Below are 20,560 nucleotides of genomic sequence, written 5' to 3'. Positions count from 1 at the left end.
ACGCACAGGTAACGAAAAGACGGAACTAGAATATAAAATCATTGGCAACAGACTGTTAAATAAGAAAAGAAAAAAGTGAATAAGTGAAAGACTGAAAAGAAAAAAAGCACCAATAAAAATAAAAAATAACTATGAAAAATAAAAAGTCAGGAGTGGAAAACACCCCTGGAAACTCATTCCAATACTTTATTCTGTAACATATTTTGAAACAATTTCCTGCATATCAGTTGCCATCTGGGCAAGTTCCTGAGAACTCCTGGTAATCTCCAGCATGGTGGCATTCTGCTGTTCCACTGCTGCTGAGGTCTGTTCAGTACCTGAAGCGGAACCCTGGGAAATTGATGCAACCTCATCAACCGTTGCAGTAACCTCTTCAATAGAAGCAGACTGCTCCTGTGCTGCAGCAGCAATGCTTTCTGCCATCTGGGCAATCCTGTCGCTTTCCTCAACAATTCTCTGAACTGCTTCAACTGTACCTGTAAGTGCAGTCACACCTTCAGCAACCGTTCTGGTACCATCATCCATAGAAGCTACTGCTTCATGTGTACCGTCCTTGATTTCAGTAAGCAGATCTGCAATCTGTGAAGCTGCTGTTCCTGAATTCTCAGCAAGTTTTCTTACCTCATCTGCAACGACAGCAAATCCACGTCCGTGTTCTCCAGCCCTTGCAGCTTCAATTGCAGCATTAAGAGCAAGCAGGTTAGTCTGATCTGCAATATTTGTAATGATGTCAACAATCTCTCCAATCTGGTTGGACTTTGATTCAAGTTCTTTAATTACACTTGATGAACTGTTAGTAGCGTTCTGTATCGCATCCATCTGGGTAAGAAGGTCTCTTGACTGCTGACCTACATTGGCAATGAAATCCCTTGCGGAATTTGCTGCTTCTGCTGCATTCTGAGCATTGTTTGCAATGTCCTGAACACCAATTGTCATGTCATTCATGGTTCTTGCAATATCTTCTGTCCTTGAAGACTGTTCCTGGGAACCTCTTGCAATTTCACCAACGGTATCTGAGATCTCACTTGAAGCTGCTGTCATTTCCTCAATGGAAGCAGACATTTCCTCAGCAGTTGAAGCAACACCATTTGCACTCTTGCTGACAACAGCAATGACAGACGAAAGTGAACTCAATATTTCGTTAAGACCTGAAGGAATTGCTGTAAAGTCAATGTCTACATCTGTTTCAGCCCTTGTGTTAATCTTACCTTCAAGAGCATCATCTGATATCTGCTTGAAATCTGCTACTATCTTCTGGATTCCACCTGAAATAGATCTGCTGATAAGTATTGCAGCTGCAGCGCCAAGTATGGTGAAAACAATTACGGCTCCAACCAGACCGTTTCTGATAGCTCTTACAGGAGCTTCAAACTCGTCAACATAGGTTCCTGTAGCTATGATCCAGTCTTTATCCGGATAATATCCATAGCTCATTACCTTTTCACGGCCTTCCCAGGTGTAAGTGATTCTACCTTCCTTGTTTGCAATCATTTCCTGGATAAAGTCATATTGTGCAACACTCTCTCCCTCAATAGTCGGATGAATAATCTCATTACCTTCGGAATCGATTACATACATATAACCGGTTTCACCAATTACAATTCCAGACATCTGTTCTTTAATCTGAAGGCGATAATCCTCTTCAGGAATACCTATTGAAAGAACACCTATTGTCTTTCCATTTGTATCCTTAATTGGTTTGTAATATGCCAAAAAATACTCTCCGAGAACATTGGCACGTCCGGTGTATGTTTTTCCACTGTTCACAACAGTATTATAAACTTCATCTGATATTCTTGAACCAAGTGCCCGGCTACCATCAGAATTTGTAGTGGTTGTAGATATCCTGGTTGCATATCCGTTCTGTACCTCAAATATTGATACTTCACTACCGGTTTGTTTTTTCACGTTGTCAACGATTTCATTATTTCCATTAACAACGTAATCCTCGCCAAGAACCATATTTCCATCTGATATCGATGGATTTCCACGTGAATAAAATGCTTCTTCTGCAACGCCTGCATTTGAAACCAGGCTTTCTAAGGCTACTGAAAAGACAGCATCTATGTACTGCTCTTCCATCATGACCTGTTCATCAAGTCTTTCGTATAATAAGTCATGAATAGCACTTGAAGTCTGATCGTAAGCGAATATACCAACCGCAGTAACCGGCACTATTGTGAGAATCAACGCAAATATTATAATTTTCTTGCTTATTGTTACGTTTTTAAGATTTAAAGATTTAGTTAAATTCAAAGAACCACATCCGTAAATTTACACATGGTAATGAAGTGTATTTCTTAAATGCAATTGTGTATATATTGCACATCATCTGACTTATATTGTCTGCATAATTATATAAATATACTGGTTCTCATAAATTACTTCTTCAAAATTTAAGCTCGATAATCAAAGATATAGAAAAGATACTATTGAGATTCATGTATATACAAAAGTAATTATGCATTAAATCTGACAAAAAATCTGAGAAACTAAAGTAATAAAACAGATCTGGTGGAGAAAAAGAAAAAAAGAGTAGAGGGGTGCAACCCTCATGTGTATTGTTCAGGCCCATGTGGACCTGTATGCAGTCTTATTATTCAGTAACATATTTTCCAACAATTTCCTGCATATCAGAAGCCATCTCAGCAAGCAACTGTGAGCTCTTGGATATCTCCTGTACTGTTGCACTCTGCTGTTCCATTGCTGCTGAAGTCTGCTGGGTACCTGCAGCTGCTTCCTGGGAAATGGATGCAACTTCATCCACAGTGGCAGTTACTTCCTCAATGGAAGCGGACTGTTCTTCTGCAGCAGCAGCAATATTCTCAGCCATTACAGCTATCCTGTTACTCTCTTCGACAATTTTCTGCACAGCTTCAACTGTGCCTGAAAGTGCAGCTACACCATTTTCTACAGTCTGAGAACCTGCGTCCATGGATGATACTGCTTCATGTGTTCCGTTTTTAATCTCAGTAAGCAATTCTGCGATTTGTGATGCTGCAGTTCCTGAGTTTTCAGCAAGCTTTCTTACCTCATCTGCAACAACAGCAAATCCTCGTCCGTGTTCTCCTGCCCTTGCAGCTTCAATAGCAGCATTAAGAGCAAGCAGGTTGGTCTGATCAGCAATGCTTGTGATAATATCCACAATCTCACCAATCTGGTTGGACTTTGATTCAAGTTCTTTAATTACACTTGATGAAGTGTTGGTGGCACCCTTAATAGCGTCCATCTGGGTAAGCATTTCCTTGGACTGCATGCCTACATTGAAGATAAAGTCCCTGGCAGCATTTGCTGCTTCAGCTGCATTCTGTGCGCTGTTAGCAATATCCTGGACACTGATGGTCATGTCATTCATGGTCTTTGCCACATCATCGGCCCTGGAGGACTGCTCCTGTGAACCCTTTGCAATCTCACCAACAGTATCTGATATTTCTGCTGAAGCAGCAGTCATTTCCTCAATAGAAGCAGACATTTCTTCTGCGGTAGAAGCAACACTATCTGCACTATCCCTGACTACATTAATAACATTGGTAAGCGAATTGAGTATTTCATTCAGACCTGCCGGAATCGCTATGAAATCAATATCTACATCAGGCTCTGCACGTCTGTTAATTTTGCCTTCCAGCGCATCATCTGATATCTGCTTGAAGTCTGTAACAATTTTCTGAATTCCTCTTGAAATGGATCTGCCCATAAGAAGTGCAGCTGCTGAACCCAAAAGTGCAAAGACAACGATTGCCGCAATAAGACCATTTCGGATAGCTCTTACAGGTGCTTCAAATTCATCAATATAAGTTCCTGAAGCAATTATCCAGTCCTTGTCAGGATAATAAGAATAGCTTACTGTTTTCTCACGTCCGTTCCAGATATAGTTGACTCTTCCTTCTTTGTTAGCAACCATCTCTTTTGCAAAGTCGTTTTCAAGGAGGTTGTCACCTTCTATGCTTGGGTGAATTATCACATCACCATTGGAATCCATTACATACATGTATCCGGTTTCACCAAAAACAATACTGGACATCTGCTCTTTTATCCTTAGACGATAAACCTCTTCAGGAATACCTATTGAAAGGATACCAATTGTATTTCCACTTGCATCTTTGACCGGGGTGTAATAAGCCAAAAAATACTCGCCCAGTACACTGGCACGACCTGTGTATGTTTTGCCATTGGTTACAACCGAAGTATATACTTCATCTGATATTCTTGAACCAAGTGCGCGACTGCCATCTGAATTAGTAGTTGTAGTTGAGATTCTCGTTGCATATCCGTCCTGCACTTCGAATATCGATACTTCACTTCCGGTTTGCTTTTTTACATTGTCCACAATTTCAGTATTACCGTTAACAACGTAATCTTCACCAAGAATCATATTTCCATCTGATATGGATGGATTCCCTTGTGAATAAAATGCTTCTTCGGCAACTCCTGCACTTGCCACCAGGTTTTCCTGGGCAATATTAAAAATCGCTTCTACATATTGCTCTTCCATGGATACCTGTTCATCAAGTCTTTCATGCAATTGTTCACGAATAGCATTGGCTGTTTGGTCGTAAGCAAATATTCCAACTGCTGTCATTGGCAGTATAGTAAGGATCAAAGCAAAAGCAATGATCTTCTTGTTAATTGTAATGTTTTTAAAATTCAATCGATCGCATCCCTTTAACTCTATTATTAATTTCCTCTAAGCAATTGCTTAATTAAGTCCTTCAATACAATACACATGTTACTCATTTGCACACAGTATTATATAAATATTAGCTATATAAAAGTAGTGTTGTAAAATTGGACCCGGAATAAAACTGCCGTCTTTCTTTCAAGTACCCACTTTCAACAAGCAGTTCTTTATTTACTAGAAAGAATGAAACTTGTAATGTCGATATACATCTTGAAAAAGAAAAATATGGTAATATTATACTGTATAAATGTTTAACTTCCCTTTAAGACACTAATCTTCAAAGCGACCAAGACGTATCTTTATGAAATTGTATATCTCATCAGCAATATCAATATCACAGCAACTTTCAATACCTTTAAATCCCGGGGATGAATTTGCCTCACAGACCCTGAAATGTTTTCCATCAAAAAGAAGATCAATACCTGCAATATCAAGTCCGAACAATCTTGCGGTTTCTGTTGCAAGCCATTTAACCTCAGGTGTCATGCTAAATCTGGAAACCTGTCCGCCACGTGAATAATTAGCCTTGAAATTATTGTCACTTGATTTCCTTTCAATACATGCAATCGGTCTTCCGCCTACAACAAAGACCCTGAGGTCCTTTCCATGACTGCTTTTGATGAATTCCTGAAGGATTATGTTCAGTTTAGGACTTGTCACGTGTATAAGCCCCATCAGATCATTAAACTGTAATTTATTTTCACACAAAAAAATTCCTTTTCCCATTGAACCGGAAAGTGTCTTCACAACAAGAGGGAACTTCAGGTATTTTTCTACAAGTGTATCATCGATAGGGTATTTTCCAAGCATTGTACGTGGCACAGGAATATTATGACCTGCAAGTATCTGCTGTGAATAGAGTTTATCCTTTACAGTATCAATTGACTGCGCAGAGTTTACGATATATACCCCAAGTTTTTCCAGGTGACGTATAACTGCCATTCCAAAATAAGAAGTTCCTGCACCCATACGTGGTAGAAGGAAATCAGGCAATGGTACAACTTCACCATTAAGCAATATGCTTTTTCTGTCTTCACGTGTAACCAGCAGGTCAAATAGGTCCGGGGACACAACCTCAATATCAATACCTTTTTTCCCTGCTGTCTCTATAAGACGATGAATTTCATAAGCATCCGGGCTCAGGGAATTCTGAGCAGTTTTGTACAGTATCCATCCTTTCAATCGATAAAACCTCTTTGAAGGCTGCACATATTATGCGATTATAAAATAAAAATTGTATGTAATCATAGATGAAGTGAACAAAATCAAAATGAGAATATGACTATTGAAAACAAAAAGAAAACAAAAAATATAATTAAAGGATTCTGGTTTCGTTTCAACCTTGTTCTTTGTAATATTCGTCCCTGGAAGCCACAAAAGCCTTAATATTTTCAACCGGTGTCCGTGGAGCTATACCACAACCAGGTGCAAGTATTCCTGCTCCGTCCTCAATGCATTGTTTTGCTTCCTTTTTTATCTGGTCTGTTGATTTTGATAAAAGGGTAGCAGCAGGTGACAGATTACCTATTAAACAGGCCCTGTCTCCAACAATGCTCTTTGCATAGGAAAGATCAGTCCTTTCCTCAATACTCAAACCTTCAAATCCTGAATTAGCCATTGGATCCAGAATATCTGTGGCATCACCGCAGATATGCAAAATTTTGTGACCTTTCATTTCGGATGTTAGTAAATGGTACTCTGGAAGAACAAGTTCAGTAAACAGAGGTGGTGGCAATAGATCTGGTCCGGCTTCAGAATCTATGATTACTACTGCATCCACACCTCTTTCAAAGAGTAAATTGGAATATTCAATGCAGATCTCTGTCCCAAGCTTCATGAGCCGTTTCAAAAGTTCCTGATCAGTAATACACCAGTGAAGGTAATTCTTTGCACCTGAAAGGTAAAAAGCAATAGAAGCTGGTCCTATCATTCCTGCTACAAGAGGAATATCATCTGAAATCCTGTCTTTGATTATCTCTGCAGTCTTCAGCATTATTTCAATTCTTCTGCTTTTAGCCAGGTCAGCAGGAATTGAGAAGTTTGCTGCATCTTCTTTTGTTTTGCATGGGAAATCCAGCTGGTAAGGTTGCGTATCTATAGACCCTTCATTAAAAATACAGCCCAGGGTTTCAGGGATCACCGTATTGCAAAAAGGAAATCTTACAGCCTCAAGTCCGGCAATTGTATTACCTGCTATTGCAAGTGTTGCCATCATTTCAGGATCATAGTGGGCCTGCGGCCACTTTGAACCTGTAATCTCCATAAGCTCTACAACTCCTGTTTGTGTGACTGAACAGACAGGAACTTTATCAACCTCTTTTCCTTCAAGGGAACGGATAAACCTTTCTTTTGCAGTTAAACCAGACATGTCAGACCTCAGAATATTGTTTAATTATATCTATAAGAACCAATGCATAGAAAGCAATTCCGGTGTACATTTTGGATTAATTACCCTTAAATCAATTTATTTTTAATTTAAAATTATTATATCATTAGAAAAAAATAACAAAGAATATTTAAACTTTTGAGTACTTTCAAAAGTGAGGTAGTTATATATGACAGAACTAGTCCGAAAGATAATTATAGCAATGTCCATACTGGCAATGGTGCTGGTTTCCGGATGTACAGACACGGTGCAGTCAGCTGACCCAGTCAGTCCTGACAATGTATTTGTCAGCACCAACCCTGTAGTTATTAAAGAATTCCAGGAACAGGACATAACACTTACAGTAACGAACAATGATACACAGTCAATTGAATCAGTAACTGTTTCAGGTTTCATACCATTCACAGTTACAGGAACAGGATCACTGAACATAGCAGGTAAAGAAACTACTGCTCAGTCATCAGTCCTGAATGCGAAAATAACGGCACCTGCATTTAACACAGATGTTAATGACTCTGCCGTGACAGTCAGTTACCTTTCCGGAATGGATGAGGAAGGTAAGCAGATTACAAAGACAAAGTCAGTACCAGTTGATGTAATAATAACACCTGATGTACAACTCCAGTTCCTTGGATTTGTTGAGAACATGAGTTCACTGCGTACAGCATCATCCGAAACATGGGAACTTAAGAAAGGAACAAATGCAACCATATCATTCTCTGTAAAGAACCATGGACAGAGTACAATACCAGTGGGTCTTCTGACAGTTGAATTTGACGTGGACAACGAACTCATTGCTAACGATACTTCAATGGAAATTAACGAAGCAATGGCCAGAAGCGGAACATCATACACCAAGGGTATTCAGATACCTGTAAAGGATGATGCTCCAAACGGAGAAACAGATGTCTATGTCAAACTTATGTACGGCGATAATGTTGTAGATGAGCAGACACTTATACTGACAGTCAAGCTGTAGGCGATAACATGAAAGTTATGAACCTTCTGCTTTTCTTTTTCATTTTTGCTTTTTGCGTCTCCAGCGGGTGCATTAACCAAAACATGATCGAAGAAACACCACATCCGGTAATCACCAATGTGGATGTAATGTCGACACCGGCTGACGAAGAGTTCGAACTTAAAGTTACAGCTTACATACAGAACCCATTAACAACTGACACTGGTTCACTTAGCCTTAAAGTGAAATCAAAGGACCCTTCGACAAATCTTATTACTGCAGAACATGAGGAAAGTGTTGGCTATCTGAAGGCACAGGAGCAGTCATACAAGACAGTTTCCTTAAATGTTCCAAAAAGTGGAGAGCAACTTGTTGTTATTGAGCTTTTCGAGGATGGCAGCCTTGTGGATGATTCTTCAACCTATGTCCGCCTGGTTAGTGACGTAAGTGACGAAGTTCCAAATGTAATACTTACTGACCTTATGATCGAAACTATTCAGGCAACTAACTATGGTGAAGATATTATATTTGAAGCATCCCCCGGCCTTTACAATCAGGGAGATGAGGCGAATAAGATAACTGTGGTTGTCACAGCAATTGTTGATGATTACACAAGATATTCAGGCAGTGCAATTGCCTCCAATCTTGAAAATAACCAGAGGACAAGAGCCACTGTAAGAATGACAGTTCCTGCAGATGAATCTTACAGCTTCGATGTGGATGTTATTGTGGACGGTGAAGTTACCTCCAGTGCAGCAACCACTTCATCAATAAAACTGCATGACCTTAAACTCGAAACACCCACGACATACACTCTTGTAGCATCATCTTCACCTATCGAAGAAATGCCAGAAGAAGAGGCAGTGGAAGAAACAGCTACAGAAGATGAAGCTGAAAGTCCCGGATTTGAAACACCAATGTTTATTGTCGCAGTGCTTTGCGCAATGGGAATTCTGAGACGCTGGAAAAAAGACTGCTGATCCAGGAGATCGGCTTTCTTTTCTTTTTTATTTGATAATTCAATAACTTGCACTATTCTGCTATTTTGTTCTGTTTCCGTTTCCAAAAGAGTAATCCAGAACATTGATTCCAAATTTATCAAGCATCTTGGATAACCTGTAAAGCGGAAGTCCGACTACATTGAAAAAGTCGCCTTCAATTCTTTGAACAAGTATTGCGCCTTTTCCCTGAATGGCAAAGGCACCTGCCTTTCCTTCAGTTTCCCCGGTACTGATGTATTTGCTTATTAAAGAATCCGAAATCTGCCGCATCCATATATCCGTACTCTCATGTTCTGTGACTGCTGAACCACTGGCAACATCCATCACAGTGATTCCGGAAATTACCTGTATCTGTTGGCCACTTAATGCCTTAAGCATTCTTCTGGCATCGTCTGTGTCATCTGGTTTGCCCAGAATAGTTCCATCATATACAACAACAGTGTCGGCAGAAATAATGATACCTTCATTCAGTTTTCCTGCAACATCGATTGCTTTTTCCCTTGAGTGATACATTACCAGTTCAGCAGGAGCCAGATCTTCAACTTCTTTCTCGTCATAGGAACTAACTATAATTTCAAAATTCGGACCAATAAGAGTGGAAAGCAGTTCACTTCTTCTTGGGGATGCTGAAGCAAGTATCACTTTTTTCATGATATCAGAATGGCTGGCACATAATATCAGTTATCCGGTAAAAAGAAAAAAGGAGAAAATGTAAAAATATAAAAGTGGAAAAAAGACGGTAACAACGTTACCATCAAAACTTATTCATCAATAATCTCAGCTTCTTCAATCCACTGATCTGGGCCGTTGCCTGAAGTACTGTGGAGTTCGTCAAAGATTGGCATTTTAAGTTGATACCATAATTCCAGGAAACTTAACATGTGATATTTCATGAATACAGCAAATGGCATCCTGATTATAGCTGATGTGAAACTCAAAAGTAATAGCTCCACGATTACAACCGCTATTAACAGTGACCACAATACAGTACCGGATAATACCATATTGAGAATATAGTACAATGCCAGATCTATTGCTCCTAATAGCAACACTAGAATTACGAGTATTATCAGACCAATGATTCCTGCCATAATGGCAACGGCAAAACCTAAAATGCCGCGTCCTATCCAGTAAATGACCATTTGCTTCCAGTCTGCTTTGAATTGGCTGAATACTCTTCCAATTGCAGAAAGCAGACCTGAATCCTGATACATGGAAACCGGGATTGCCATATTTATGAACGAACCAATTATTCCTAAAACAATAATGAATAAAATAACTGCAGCAATAATCGCAAAGATAAAACCTATTATTCCCAATGCACCGGATGCACCTGAATCACCTTCTGCTATAAGGAATATGAAAGGTGCAGTAACAATGACTATCATTAAAATAACCGCAAACACAATTATCAGACGCAGGACATAAAGTGAAAGTCCTTTACCCATAAATTTTTTGAAATATTCACGTATCCTGACTTCATTGCTTACAAGAGATTCCACCAGCACGAATTCCATTGTGCTGCCTATATATCCAAGGATAATTGCTATTAAGAAAATCAGCAGCAAAATCAGAACAAGTGTCATCAGCATTGTCGTGTCAGAAAATGATGAAATGTGATGGGATAAGTTACTTAAAAAATCAGTCAGACTGTCGGGAATCCAGGAGACATCAGGTTCACCTGCGGATGTGTCATATGAACCACCGTTTCCCCCTCCATTAAACCCTCCGGAGCCTCCAATAAAGAAAACTATTATTGCAAGCTTTAACCATTTTGTAATGTCGAAAGGCTCAAAAAGGAAACTTCTCGTCCTTTCCACGGCCCTGTCAATTACATCTACTACATACCAGCTCATGTAAATAAATAGAAAGTGTTTACATATATAACTACTGATTTCCGGTTTCAGTTAAAATATGAATTTATTTGATTTTTTTTCAAAGCACCCAGTATTGTGGCTTTAAGCATAATGAAACCGTCATCATCCGGATAATAGCTTATGGCCCTATCTAAAATCTCCAGAGACTTTTCCGGCATTGATGAATGAAGACATGCATCTGCAAAAATAATAAGGACTTTTTTTGAAAACGGATCTATTGAAAGAGCTTCTTCCAGAATATCAATTCCCCTGTTAGTTTCACCCTTCAGGCATAAAGCCAGTCCTTTCATGGAAAGGGCTTCTTCATCATCCGGTTTTTCTTCAAGAATGACATCCAGGCAGGATATGGCATCCTCATAATTTCCATCTGCTATCAGTATATCTGATTGTCGCATCAGGACGTTTTCATCTATAGAAGAACTTCCCATAATAAAAAGATGGAAACTTATCAGTAATAAATGTTACATTCAAAAAAGGAACATAAGGCAGGATCGGATTCTGCCTTATGTGTTCATGGCAATGCTTCCGAACATTTTTAGTTCGAGTTTGTTTTCATTTGCACAGCATTTGAGAAGAGAAACACCTTTTTCCATAATTCTGGAGGCAGCGAATATATGTAAAAGAGGAACATCTCCCTTCTCATATTGATCTCCAATTTCTTTCATTCCCTCAATAAATCCAAGTTCTATAAGATCAACAGGATCCATGCCGGCATCAACAGCTTCCCTCACAGCTGATTCGGCTTCAATGGTGTCGAAATTAAGAATGGATTCCCGTGCTTTTTGCAATATTTTCTGGAACAATGGTTTTTCTGATTCCATATAAACAGTCCTTTTTAAATGATTTAATCCCTCGTCCAAAGGAAATTGTTGTGCATTTAATTGACATCTGTTGCCATGATCTTTGGATTATATCCAATTTACTTGTTTTAAGACAACTAAATCTGACTACAACTATATCATATATAAATATCACGGTTAAGCCTAATGGATAATAGCATGCAAGCTAACATATATTCAAATTCATAATTTCAGCTTGGTTTTGCATCAGTCATTTTTGTCACCTTTTCCATCACCATATTTATCATGGGTAACTGGCTATGATTCCATAATGTCAGACAGGGAGATTTTATCCACATTTAAATATGTTTCACGTATGAAACAGGAATTCATGCTATCCGAATTAAGGGATTATCTGAAAGAAGAGGCTTCTCTTAAGCAAATACACCAGACACTTATACCGGTTCTTTTCGATCTGGGTGTTGATATCATTCCTGAAGATGATGATTTTCGTATTGTACGCGCATCTCCCGTTAAGCAGATGATACTTAGTGAGGATGAAATTAAAAAGAACGAGCAGTTCTTTAAATCTGCTGCAGTTTCCCGAAAACTTGAGCGTCTTATCGAACAGTATATAGAGAAGAAGACTGGCAAGAACTGGGACGATATACAGACAATGGAGAAAATAAGAAAAGCCATACGCATGCAGAAAGCCAGCTACTGGAACGAAAGCAGTTCCAGAAATATAAGCTATGAAAAAGGCTACAGTGTACTTGGCTATCTGGCATACCAGTTTCCGGTTTATTTCACACAATTCCAGTACCTGCTATATGAAATGGCAAAGGACGGACTCTTAAAGACCCGTATGAAGATAATTGACGTTGGAAGCGGGCCAGGCACAATTCCTTTAGCACTTATCGATATGTACAACCGTCTGGATGACCACAAAGCTGAGATCCACTCTGTTGAACTGTTCGATGAGAATATAGAAGCTTATAATTTCCTGGTGCCACAATATGCAGCCGTTAAATCAAATGTCACGGTAAAAGAGCCCATCAGGACAGATGTATCAAAACTTGATGTCGAAAAACTTCCGGACAATGTTGACCTTATTGTATTTTCCAATGTTCTTAATGAAATGAAAGATTTAAGCCTGGAAGAGAAAGCAGGTCTTGTTAAGAGCATGGCTGAAAAACTTTCACAGGATGGCAATATCATAATCATTGAACCTGCGGACAAAACAAATTCAACCGAACTTCGCAGGCTTACTATTATGCTGAAGAAAATGGGTGTCAGGATATACAGCCCCTGCACATTTTTATGGTCAGGAGAATGCACTCTTGAAAATTGCTGGAGTTTTGAGCAGAAAAAGGATATTAAACCCACAAGACTTATGGAAAAGCTGGCTCAGTGTGATGAACCTTATCGCTATATCAATACTGACATCAAATATTCCTATGCAATACTCAGAAAGGACAAACTTGCAAAACACTTCATCAATTTATCTTCAAAATCAAAGTTTGCCCGCCTGTCACAAATTGAAAAGCACAGCAAAAAACGTATCAATGTAGTTTGTTCTGTAATGTCAGCAGACCTTGGGGATGAGAAATACAAACTTTTCCGTGTGTGTGATGGCAGTTCGAAAAAAGCTGTCTATGCTGTTATCCCGTCCCATAACCTTTCTGAAGATAACGACATTCTCACAAAAGTACCATATGGCAGTATTGTGAAAATATTCAATGTACTTGTCAAATACAATGAAGCAAATGATTCATATAACCTGCTTGTAGGAAAAGGTACTACTATAGAATCACAATATGTTGATGAGAACGAAACTGAAGATTACAACTTATCTGACTGATTTGCATGCATACTAATAACATTTCAGTCTGCACGCCTCCTGAGGTACTGGCACCAGCCGGTGACCCTGAAGCTTTAAGAGCTGCTATCAAAGGAGGAGCAGATGCCGTTTATCTTGGAGTGGGAGAATTCAATGCACGTCAGGGTGCAAAGAACTTCAAAATAGAGGAACTCAGAGAGAATATCGAACTTGCACATTCCTATGGAGTAAAAGTTTTCCTGGCCCTTAATATCCCGCTTAAACAACATGAGATGCAGGAAGCTATCAATGTTGTGCATAAGGCATATTCTTACAAGATTGATGCCATAATTTTAGAGGATCTTGGTCTTTTTTTCCTGCTGAAGGAACACTTCCCAGACCTGCCATTGCACGCAAGCACCCAGATGACAATTCACAATCCACAGGGTGTTGATTTTATTGGCAATGCAGGAGCCTCACGAGTTATCCTTTCAAGGGAACTGACAACCGGGCAGGTCAAAAGCATAATTGACAGAACAAATATTGAAATTGAACTTTTTGTCCACGGTGCCCTTTGTTATTCATTTTCAGGAAGATGTCTGTTCAGCACTGCAATTACTGACAGGAGTGCAAATCGCGGAGCATGTTTCCAGCCATGCAGACGGCAATTCAGGATGTCTGCTGATGGAAAGCTAATTGACAGCAATATTGTAGGTGATTATCCAATAAGCTGTGCCGAGCTCTGTACATTCCCGGGTCTTGAAGATATAATAAAGACTGGTGTTAAAAGTCTTAAAATCGAAGGCAGGATGAAGAAACCTGAATACGTGACTGCCAGCGCAGGAACCTATAAGGCTGTTGCAGAGAAGGTTTGCAAAACCGAAGAGAACTTCACAGACGAAGAACTTGAGGAAATGGAAACCGAACTTGCAAAGTTATTCTACCGGGGTTTTACAAGGGGATTTGTGCTTGGTGAGGAAGATGTAACCCAGCGCAAATATAGTGCAAACTACGGTGCCTATCTTGGAAAAGTTGCAAACATTGTCAAATCCGAAGAAGAGGGAAGACTGACACTTGTACCTGAACAGGATATCAAGGTCAATGATGGTATCAGCATCAACACTAAAATAAGGATAATAGGATGCCGTATTGATGGAATTTTGGTTGATGATAAACCGGTTGATATTGCACATAAAGGAGAAACTGCAACCCTGCTGATAAGTCCCAGGACGAGTAAGTCTGTCAGGAAATCGGATGAAGTATATGTTTCCATGGATCCACAGATGCTTGAAAGGCTGCAGGATATGGAGCTTATGACAACACCCCTGACAATAACTATTCATGCACGTAAAGGGGAGAAACTGAAGATCAAAGTCAAAAGCCGAAGTCTTGAAACTGAAGCTATCGGGGATTATGTTGTAGAGGAAGCTAAAAAAGCTCCCACAAGCAGGGAACAGATAATAACTGCACTTGGAAAGCTGGGCGATACCACTTTCCATGCAGAAGATATAATTCTGGATATAGATGAAAACATATTCATTCCTCTTGGAGCACTTTCCGGAACAAGAAGAGACGCAGTAGATAAACTGTTTGAGTCACGTTTTGATATGCAGGGACGCAATCGTCCTTGTCCTGACGTTTCCACAGGATTTGACAGGAAGAAGAAAGGTAAAAAGAAGACTCAAGCACTCCTGAGTGTTGAGGTTTCAGATATTGACTCTGTAATAGTTGCATCAAAGTCAGGAGCAGATATCATATATGCCCCTATTTCCCTTTTCAGCGAAATGATGAACGAGGAGAATATCCTCAGGACAACGGGACTGAAAGAAAAGGACATTGAACTTGTTCTGGTAACACCTGCCATTTCATTTGAAGAGGATATGCCGGAACTCAAAAAACACATGCAGCAGGTTATTGATGCCGGATTTAAACTTGCGTGTTCCAACTATGGAACAGTACAGCTTGCAAAGGAACTTGGTGCAGGATTTGCAGCACAAAAAGAGTTTAATCCATTTAATGCCTGGACAGCCAATGCATTTGGAAGTTCAGGAGCTTATCGTGTTACGCTTTCAACCGAGCTTAATCTTGAAGAAACTAAAGCAGTTTGCAGGAATACAAATCCAGATGTTCAGGTAGAAGTTCTGGCTTACGGACGTGAACTTTTACTAGTTACAAAAAACGACTTGCTTAAACCTCTTATTCAGGATGGAACAATTAATGAGGATACTGAGGTATTGTTGATAGACAACACCAAGGGTTCATTCCCTGTCATGAGAAAGAATGAACGTACACTTATCTATAATTCCACTGTCCTGAATATGCTGGATAAACTAGAGGAACTATCAGGCACAGGAGCTGATGTTTTAAGGCTTGACCTCTCACTTTATGACAGGGATGACGTCAAGGACATAACACGCAATTTCAGGAAAGCACTTGATGGGAAGCCTATCAAACTGAAAAACACAAGAGAAGAAGAATATGATGAAGGTCATTATTTCAAAGGTGTTCTTTAAAATACATAGTTTAACATAAAAACCATGAGTGCAATATAGTTCATGTAACTTGTAATACAGGTTCTATCTTAAAAGTACAAACAGTACTGATTAAAAACGACAGGTAATTACCATGGCAAGAGAACTTTCCCCCAGAGATATAGCAGTATTGAAGAAAGTAGCTCCTGAGTGCGAAGGGCTTGAATGTGCAGGCTCAAAAGCACCCTATAAATCAATACTACCCCCTCTTTCAAACCATTATGCAAAAAATGAAGAGGATTTCAGGAATAGGATATCAGCCCTGAACAAAGATGATCTTGAGTACCTCCTCTCACTAATAAAAACAGGAGAAGAGAGTCTTGGATGCGTACAACCTCATTATATGACAATATTTATCGAGATGATAACTGAAAAGCTGGGAAAAGAAAGAGCTCAGGAAGTTATGTCTGTTTATGCAATGTGGAACGAGTGCTGATTAAACTCAGCATAATTACTTTTCTTTTTACTATCCCATCTATTCTTCATTTTAATTGTATGCAGTTTTTCTTATTTGTTATTCATTTTATACACTTTTGTGCACAAAATCAACAATATGAATAAATAAAGTACAATGAATAAATAAATATATATAAGGTGTAGTACAATTTTAAATCTTAATTATATAAAAATTCTATAAATATCTACCAGCTAGATGTATATGGATATTTTCATGGGTAACAATTTAACAGTTGAGGAAAGGATAGGGATGTTTAAAAAAGATACAGGATTTCAATCCGAAATAACAGAAGTTCTTGTTCAATTCATGAACGGCAATTTAAATGCCAGAATACAAACACAGTCACGTTCTGAAAACCAGGACGCTGCTGAACAGATAAATTTTTTACTTGACAGTTTTTCAGACATTAACACAAAAGTTGAAGAACTCGAAGAAGCCGCAAGAATCTGTGATAGTTCTGCTCTTCTGGATGAGATTTCCAGTCTGGTGGAAAACGCTGTTGATGGAAAGCTTGATGCAAGGGGAAGAACTGATGATTTTGAAGGTTCTTCAAAAGAAATACTTGGCAGTGTTAACGAGCTCCTTGATGCTGTGATAGGTCCGCTTAATGTTTCAGCAGAATATATTGACCGCATTTCAAAAGGAGATATTCCTGATAAAATTACTGATGAATACCGGGGAGATTTTAACGAGATAAAAAACAACATCAACAAGTGTATAGATTCCGTGAATTTCCTTGTTGAAGACTCCCTTATACTGGCTAATGCAGGAATAGCAGGTCAGCTTGACACAAGGGTTGACGCAAGCCGGCATTCGGGAGATTTCAGGAGAGTTGTTGAAGGTGTAAACAACTGCCTGGACGCTGTGATAGGACCACTGAATGTTACAGCGGAATATGTGGACAGAATAGCAAAAGGAGATATTCCTGACAAAATCACAGATGAGTACAAAGGTGACTTTAACGAAATAAAGAACAACCTGAACCAGTGTATCGATGCAGTAAATTTACTTGTGGATGATGCAATGATGCTGGCAAATGCAGGCGTTGAAGGACAACTGGATACAAGAGCAGATGCAGACAGGCATGCAGGAGACTTCAGAAGAGTTGTTGAAGGTGTAAATAACTGTCTGGACGCTGTAATAGGACCATTAAATGTTACTGCTGAATATGTTGACAGAATAGCAAAAGGAGATATTCCTGATAAAATCACAGATGAGTACAAGGGTGACTTCAACGAAATAAAGAATAACCTGAACCAGTGTATCGATGCTGTCAATTTACTTGTTGCAGATGCAATGATACTGGCAAATGCAGGAATTGAAGGACAACTGGATACAAGAGCAGATGCAGATAGGCATGCAGGAGACTTCAGAAGAGTAGTCGAGGGTGTAAACAACTGCCTGGATGCTGTTATTGGACCACTGAATGTTACTGCTGAATATGTTGACAGAATAGCAAAAGGAGATATACCTGAAATCATTACCGATGATTACAAAGGTGATTTCAACGAAATAAAAAACAACCTGAACCTGTGTATTGCTTCCCTTAGTATGCTTCTTGAAGAAACAGGTTCCCTTATAAACGCTGCTATTATAGGAAAGATAGACACAAGAGGTAATGCTGAGGCTTTTGATGGGAAATATGCTGAACTGGTTGATAACATCAACCGGGTTATTGACACATTAGTTGGTCACATAAACCAGATACCAGCTCCGGTAATGCTGATTGACAGGGACTTCAATATTTCTTACATAAATAATGCAGGAGCTGAAGTACTTGGAATTTCTAAAAAGGAGCTGGTTGGTGAAAAGTGCTATGACCACTTCAAGACAGGAGATTGTCTGACTGAAAAATGTGCCTGTGCCAGAGCTATGGAATCAAATCAGAGTGAAAGCAGCGAGACATTTGCACATCCCGGGGAACAGGAGTTATGCATTGAGTATAACGGCGTTCCAATAAGAAATCAGAGAGGGGAAGTTGTTGGTGCACTTGAAATTGTAGTTGACAAAACTGAAGTCAGAAATGCTATTGAAGATGCTAAGGTTAAGATTGATTACCTCGAAAAAATACCAACACCTGTTATGATAGTTGACAATGATTTCAATGTACAGTTCATGAATAATACTGCTGCTGCTGCGGTTGGATTAACAACCGGGGAATGTCGTGGCCAGAAATGTTTTGATCTTTTTAACACTCCACATTGTAACACGGAAGAATGCAGAGTTAACCGTGCCATGAAAACCGGGGAGATATGTACAGGAGATACGAAAGCAAATCTTCCGGCTGGCACAATTCCAATCAGGTATACCGGTACTGCATTACGCAATGAAGATGGTGAAGTGGTAGGAGCCCTGGAATATGTTCTTGACATCAGTAAAGAAATGGAAATAACAAAAGGAGTTGAAGATCTTGTTAATGCTGCCATCGGAGGAAGACTGGATGAGCGTGCAGACCCGACAATGTTTGAAGGAAATTACAGGACTATAATTGAAGGTGTGAATTCAACACTGGATGCAGTTATCGGACCACTCAATGTTGCAGCAGAATACATTGACAGAATTTCAAAAGGTAACATTCCTGATAAGATAACAGATGAGTATCAGGGAGATTTCAACGAGATTAAGAATAACATCAATCTCTGTATCGATGCTGTGAACATGCTCGTTGAAGATGCAATTATGCTTGCGGATGCAGGTGTTGAAGGCAGACTTGAAACAAGAGCTGACGCGTCAAAACATGGAGGAGATTTCAGGAAGATTGTTGAGGGTGTAAATAATTGCCTGGACGCAATTGTGACTCCGATTGAAGAAACTTCCAGAATAATCCATGATTACGCCGATGGTAAACTTGACAGCAGAACTGCCATAGAAGCCCGTGGTGACTTTAAGAAACTTTCCGATACACTGAATATGTTCGGCGATCAATTGCAGGCTATTATAGAAGATTCAAATGAAGTTCTGGAGGCTATTGCATCCAATGACCTTACAAGAGAAGTGGAAGTGGAAGCTGTCGGAGAATTCAGGAAACTCTCAGAAGGAGTTGAGAACTGCAGACTGGCTCTTAATGATATCGTGGGTAACATGCTGAAGTCAGCACAAAATGTTGCTGCTACAGCAGAGCAGATATCAGCATCATCAGGAGAACTTACTTCTGCAGCTACAGAAATATCATCAACTGTAGAAGGAATGGCAAGGGGTGCACAGGTACAATCCATGAAGACTGAACAGGTTACAAAATCCATGGATGAAATGACAAATGCAGTTCAGGAAGTTGCCGAGAATTCTAATAAAACTGCAAAAACGTCTGTTACCTCAAACCAGCTTATACAGAATCTTGGAAATATCGCCAATAACCTTAAACTCAAAATGAATAGCATAAGAGATGCCTCTGGTGATTCTGCAAACCAGATAAATGCCCTGGCTGAAAAATCAAGTCGTATAGATGAGATTGTTAATCTCATTACCAATATTGCAGACCAGACAAACCTGCTGGCACTTAATGCTGCCATTGAAGCTGCAAGGGCTGGAGAGCACGGACGTGGATTTGCTGTTGTTGCAGATGAAGTAAGGAAACTTGCAGAAGATTCCGGTAACGCTGCAAAACAAATTGCAACCCTTATTCATGAGATGCAGGATGGAACCAATGGTGCAGTAACCTCAATGGAACAGGTGAACACTGAAGTTGCTGTAGGATATGAATCTCTTGAGGAAGCAGTCGAGTCAATAGGCAAGGTTGTTAGTTCCGGAGAAGAAATTATGACCATGGTCCAGATGATGGCAGCACTGGCAGAGCAGCAGGCTTCATCTATTGACCAGGTTGTAACGTCAATTGAAGAGGTTGCTACAATCTCTGAAGAATCGGCAGCTGGAACTCAGCAGACAGCTGCAGCCATACAGCAACAGACAGCATCAATGCAGGAGCTTTCTGCTTCCGCACAGGTATTATCAAGTATTTCTGCTGATATGCAGGTTCTGGTTTCCAAATTCAAGGTCAGCAAAACCACTAAAAAATCTTCCAGGGAAAAACAGGCAGAAGGCAATGAAAGTGTTAATACCATGCTTGTTTGATTTCAA

At 39.6% G+C, this 20,560-nt stretch carries 14 protein-coding genes; 6 read left to right on the top strand and 8 right to left on the bottom strand.

Annotated elements, in window-relative coordinates; all coding sequences use genetic code 11:
- Window positions 1–186: 186 nt before the first annotated feature.
- The 4 genes from V7O61_RS07380 to mtaA all read right to left on the bottom strand — a co-directional run bounded on the left by V7O61_RS07380 (window position 187) and on the right by mtaA (window position 7,046).
- A complete protein-coding gene (locus V7O61_RS07380) occupies window positions 187–2,256 on the bottom strand; it encodes a methyl-accepting chemotaxis protein (protein ID WP_023846522.1) in 2,070 nt (689 codons plus the stop codon).
- Window positions 2,257–2,596: 340 nt separating this feature from the next.
- Window positions 2,597–4,648: a methyl-accepting chemotaxis protein gene (locus tag V7O61_RS07375; RefSeq protein ID WP_407282269.1), complete on the bottom strand. Its 2,052-nt coding sequence runs from the start codon at window positions 4,646–4,648 to the stop codon at window positions 2,597–2,599.
- A gap of 300 nt (window positions 4,649–4,948) precedes the next feature.
- Window positions 4,949–5,860, bottom strand: a complete 912-nt coding sequence (locus V7O61_RS07370; RefSeq protein WP_023846520.1) for a RimK family alpha-L-glutamate ligase — start codon at window positions 5,858–5,860, stop codon at window positions 4,949–4,951.
- A 154-nt stretch (window positions 5,861–6,014) separates the two neighbouring features.
- A complete protein-coding gene (gene mtaA / locus V7O61_RS07365) occupies window positions 6,015–7,046 on the bottom strand; it encodes a methylcobamide:CoM methyltransferase MtaA (RefSeq protein WP_407282270.1) in 1,032 nt (343 codons plus the stop codon).
- 187 nt (window positions 7,047–7,233) lie between these two features.
- Between mtaA and V7O61_RS07360 the strand changes: the two genes are divergently transcribed.
- Window positions 7,234–8,043, top strand: coding sequence for a hypothetical protein (locus tag V7O61_RS07360; protein WP_407282271.1), 810 nt, complete (start codon window positions 7,234–7,236; stop codon window positions 8,041–8,043).
- An 83-nt stretch (window positions 8,044–8,126) separates the two neighbouring features.
- Entirely contained in the window at window positions 8,127–9,002 is an 876-nt protein-coding gene (locus tag V7O61_RS07355) for a hypothetical protein (RefSeq protein ID WP_156916294.1), read from the top strand.
- A gap of 60 nt (window positions 9,003–9,062) precedes the next feature.
- Here V7O61_RS07355 and V7O61_RS07350 read toward each other — a convergent pair whose 3' ends face one another.
- The 4 genes from V7O61_RS07350 to V7O61_RS07335 all read right to left on the bottom strand — a co-directional run bounded on the left by V7O61_RS07350 (window position 9,063) and on the right by V7O61_RS07335 (window position 11,721).
- Complete coding sequence (locus V7O61_RS07350) at window positions 9,063–9,674, bottom strand: Maf family nucleotide pyrophosphatase (protein ID WP_407282272.1); 612 nt, start codon at window positions 9,672–9,674, stop codon at window positions 9,063–9,065.
- A 110-nt stretch (window positions 9,675–9,784) separates the two neighbouring features.
- Complete coding sequence (locus V7O61_RS07345) at window positions 9,785–10,879, bottom strand: hypothetical protein (RefSeq protein ID WP_407282273.1); 1,095 nt, start codon at window positions 10,877–10,879, stop codon at window positions 9,785–9,787.
- A 47-nt stretch (window positions 10,880–10,926) separates the two neighbouring features.
- Window positions 10,927–11,328 carry a tetratricopeptide repeat protein gene (locus V7O61_RS07340; protein ID WP_407282274.1) on the bottom strand — a complete coding sequence of 134 codons (402 nt, stop codon included), beginning with the start codon at window positions 11,326–11,328 and terminating at the stop codon, window positions 10,927–10,929.
- A gap of 75 nt (window positions 11,329–11,403) precedes the next feature.
- Window positions 11,404–11,721 carry a B12-binding domain-containing protein gene (locus tag V7O61_RS07335; RefSeq protein ID WP_023846513.1) on the bottom strand — a complete coding sequence of 106 codons (318 nt, stop codon included), beginning with the start codon at window positions 11,719–11,721 and terminating at the stop codon, window positions 11,404–11,406.
- Between the two features lie 289 nt (window positions 11,722–12,010).
- On the opposite strand from V7O61_RS07335, the gene V7O61_RS07330 reads away from it, so the two are divergent.
- The 4 genes from V7O61_RS07330 (at window position 12,011) to V7O61_RS07315 (ending at window position 20,554) form a co-directional block, all read left to right on the top strand.
- Window positions 12,011–13,540: a small ribosomal subunit Rsm22 family protein gene (locus V7O61_RS07330; protein WP_407282275.1), complete on the top strand. Its 1,530-nt coding sequence runs from the start codon at window positions 12,011–12,013 to the stop codon at window positions 13,538–13,540.
- 5 nt (window positions 13,541–13,545) lie between these two features.
- Entirely contained in the window at window positions 13,546–16,011 is a 2,466-nt protein-coding gene (locus tag V7O61_RS07325; RefSeq protein WP_407282276.1) for a DUF3656 domain-containing protein, read from the top strand.
- 112 nt (window positions 16,012–16,123) lie between these two features.
- Complete coding sequence (locus V7O61_RS07320; RefSeq protein WP_288067693.1) at window positions 16,124–16,465, top strand: hypothetical protein; 342 nt, start codon at window positions 16,124–16,126, stop codon at window positions 16,463–16,465.
- A 216-nt stretch (window positions 16,466–16,681) separates the two neighbouring features.
- Complete coding sequence (locus tag V7O61_RS07315; RefSeq protein WP_407282277.1) at window positions 16,682–20,554, top strand: methyl-accepting chemotaxis protein; 3,873 nt, start codon at window positions 16,682–16,684, stop codon at window positions 20,552–20,554.
- Window positions 20,555–20,560: the final 6 nt, after the last annotated feature.

Source organism: Methanolobus sp. WCC1 (assembly GCF_045690315.1).
Classification (GTDB): Archaea; Halobacteriota; Methanosarcinia; order Methanosarcinales; family Methanosarcinaceae; genus Methanolobus; species Methanolobus tindarius.
This window is presented reverse-complemented; position numbering and strand designations above follow the sequence as displayed.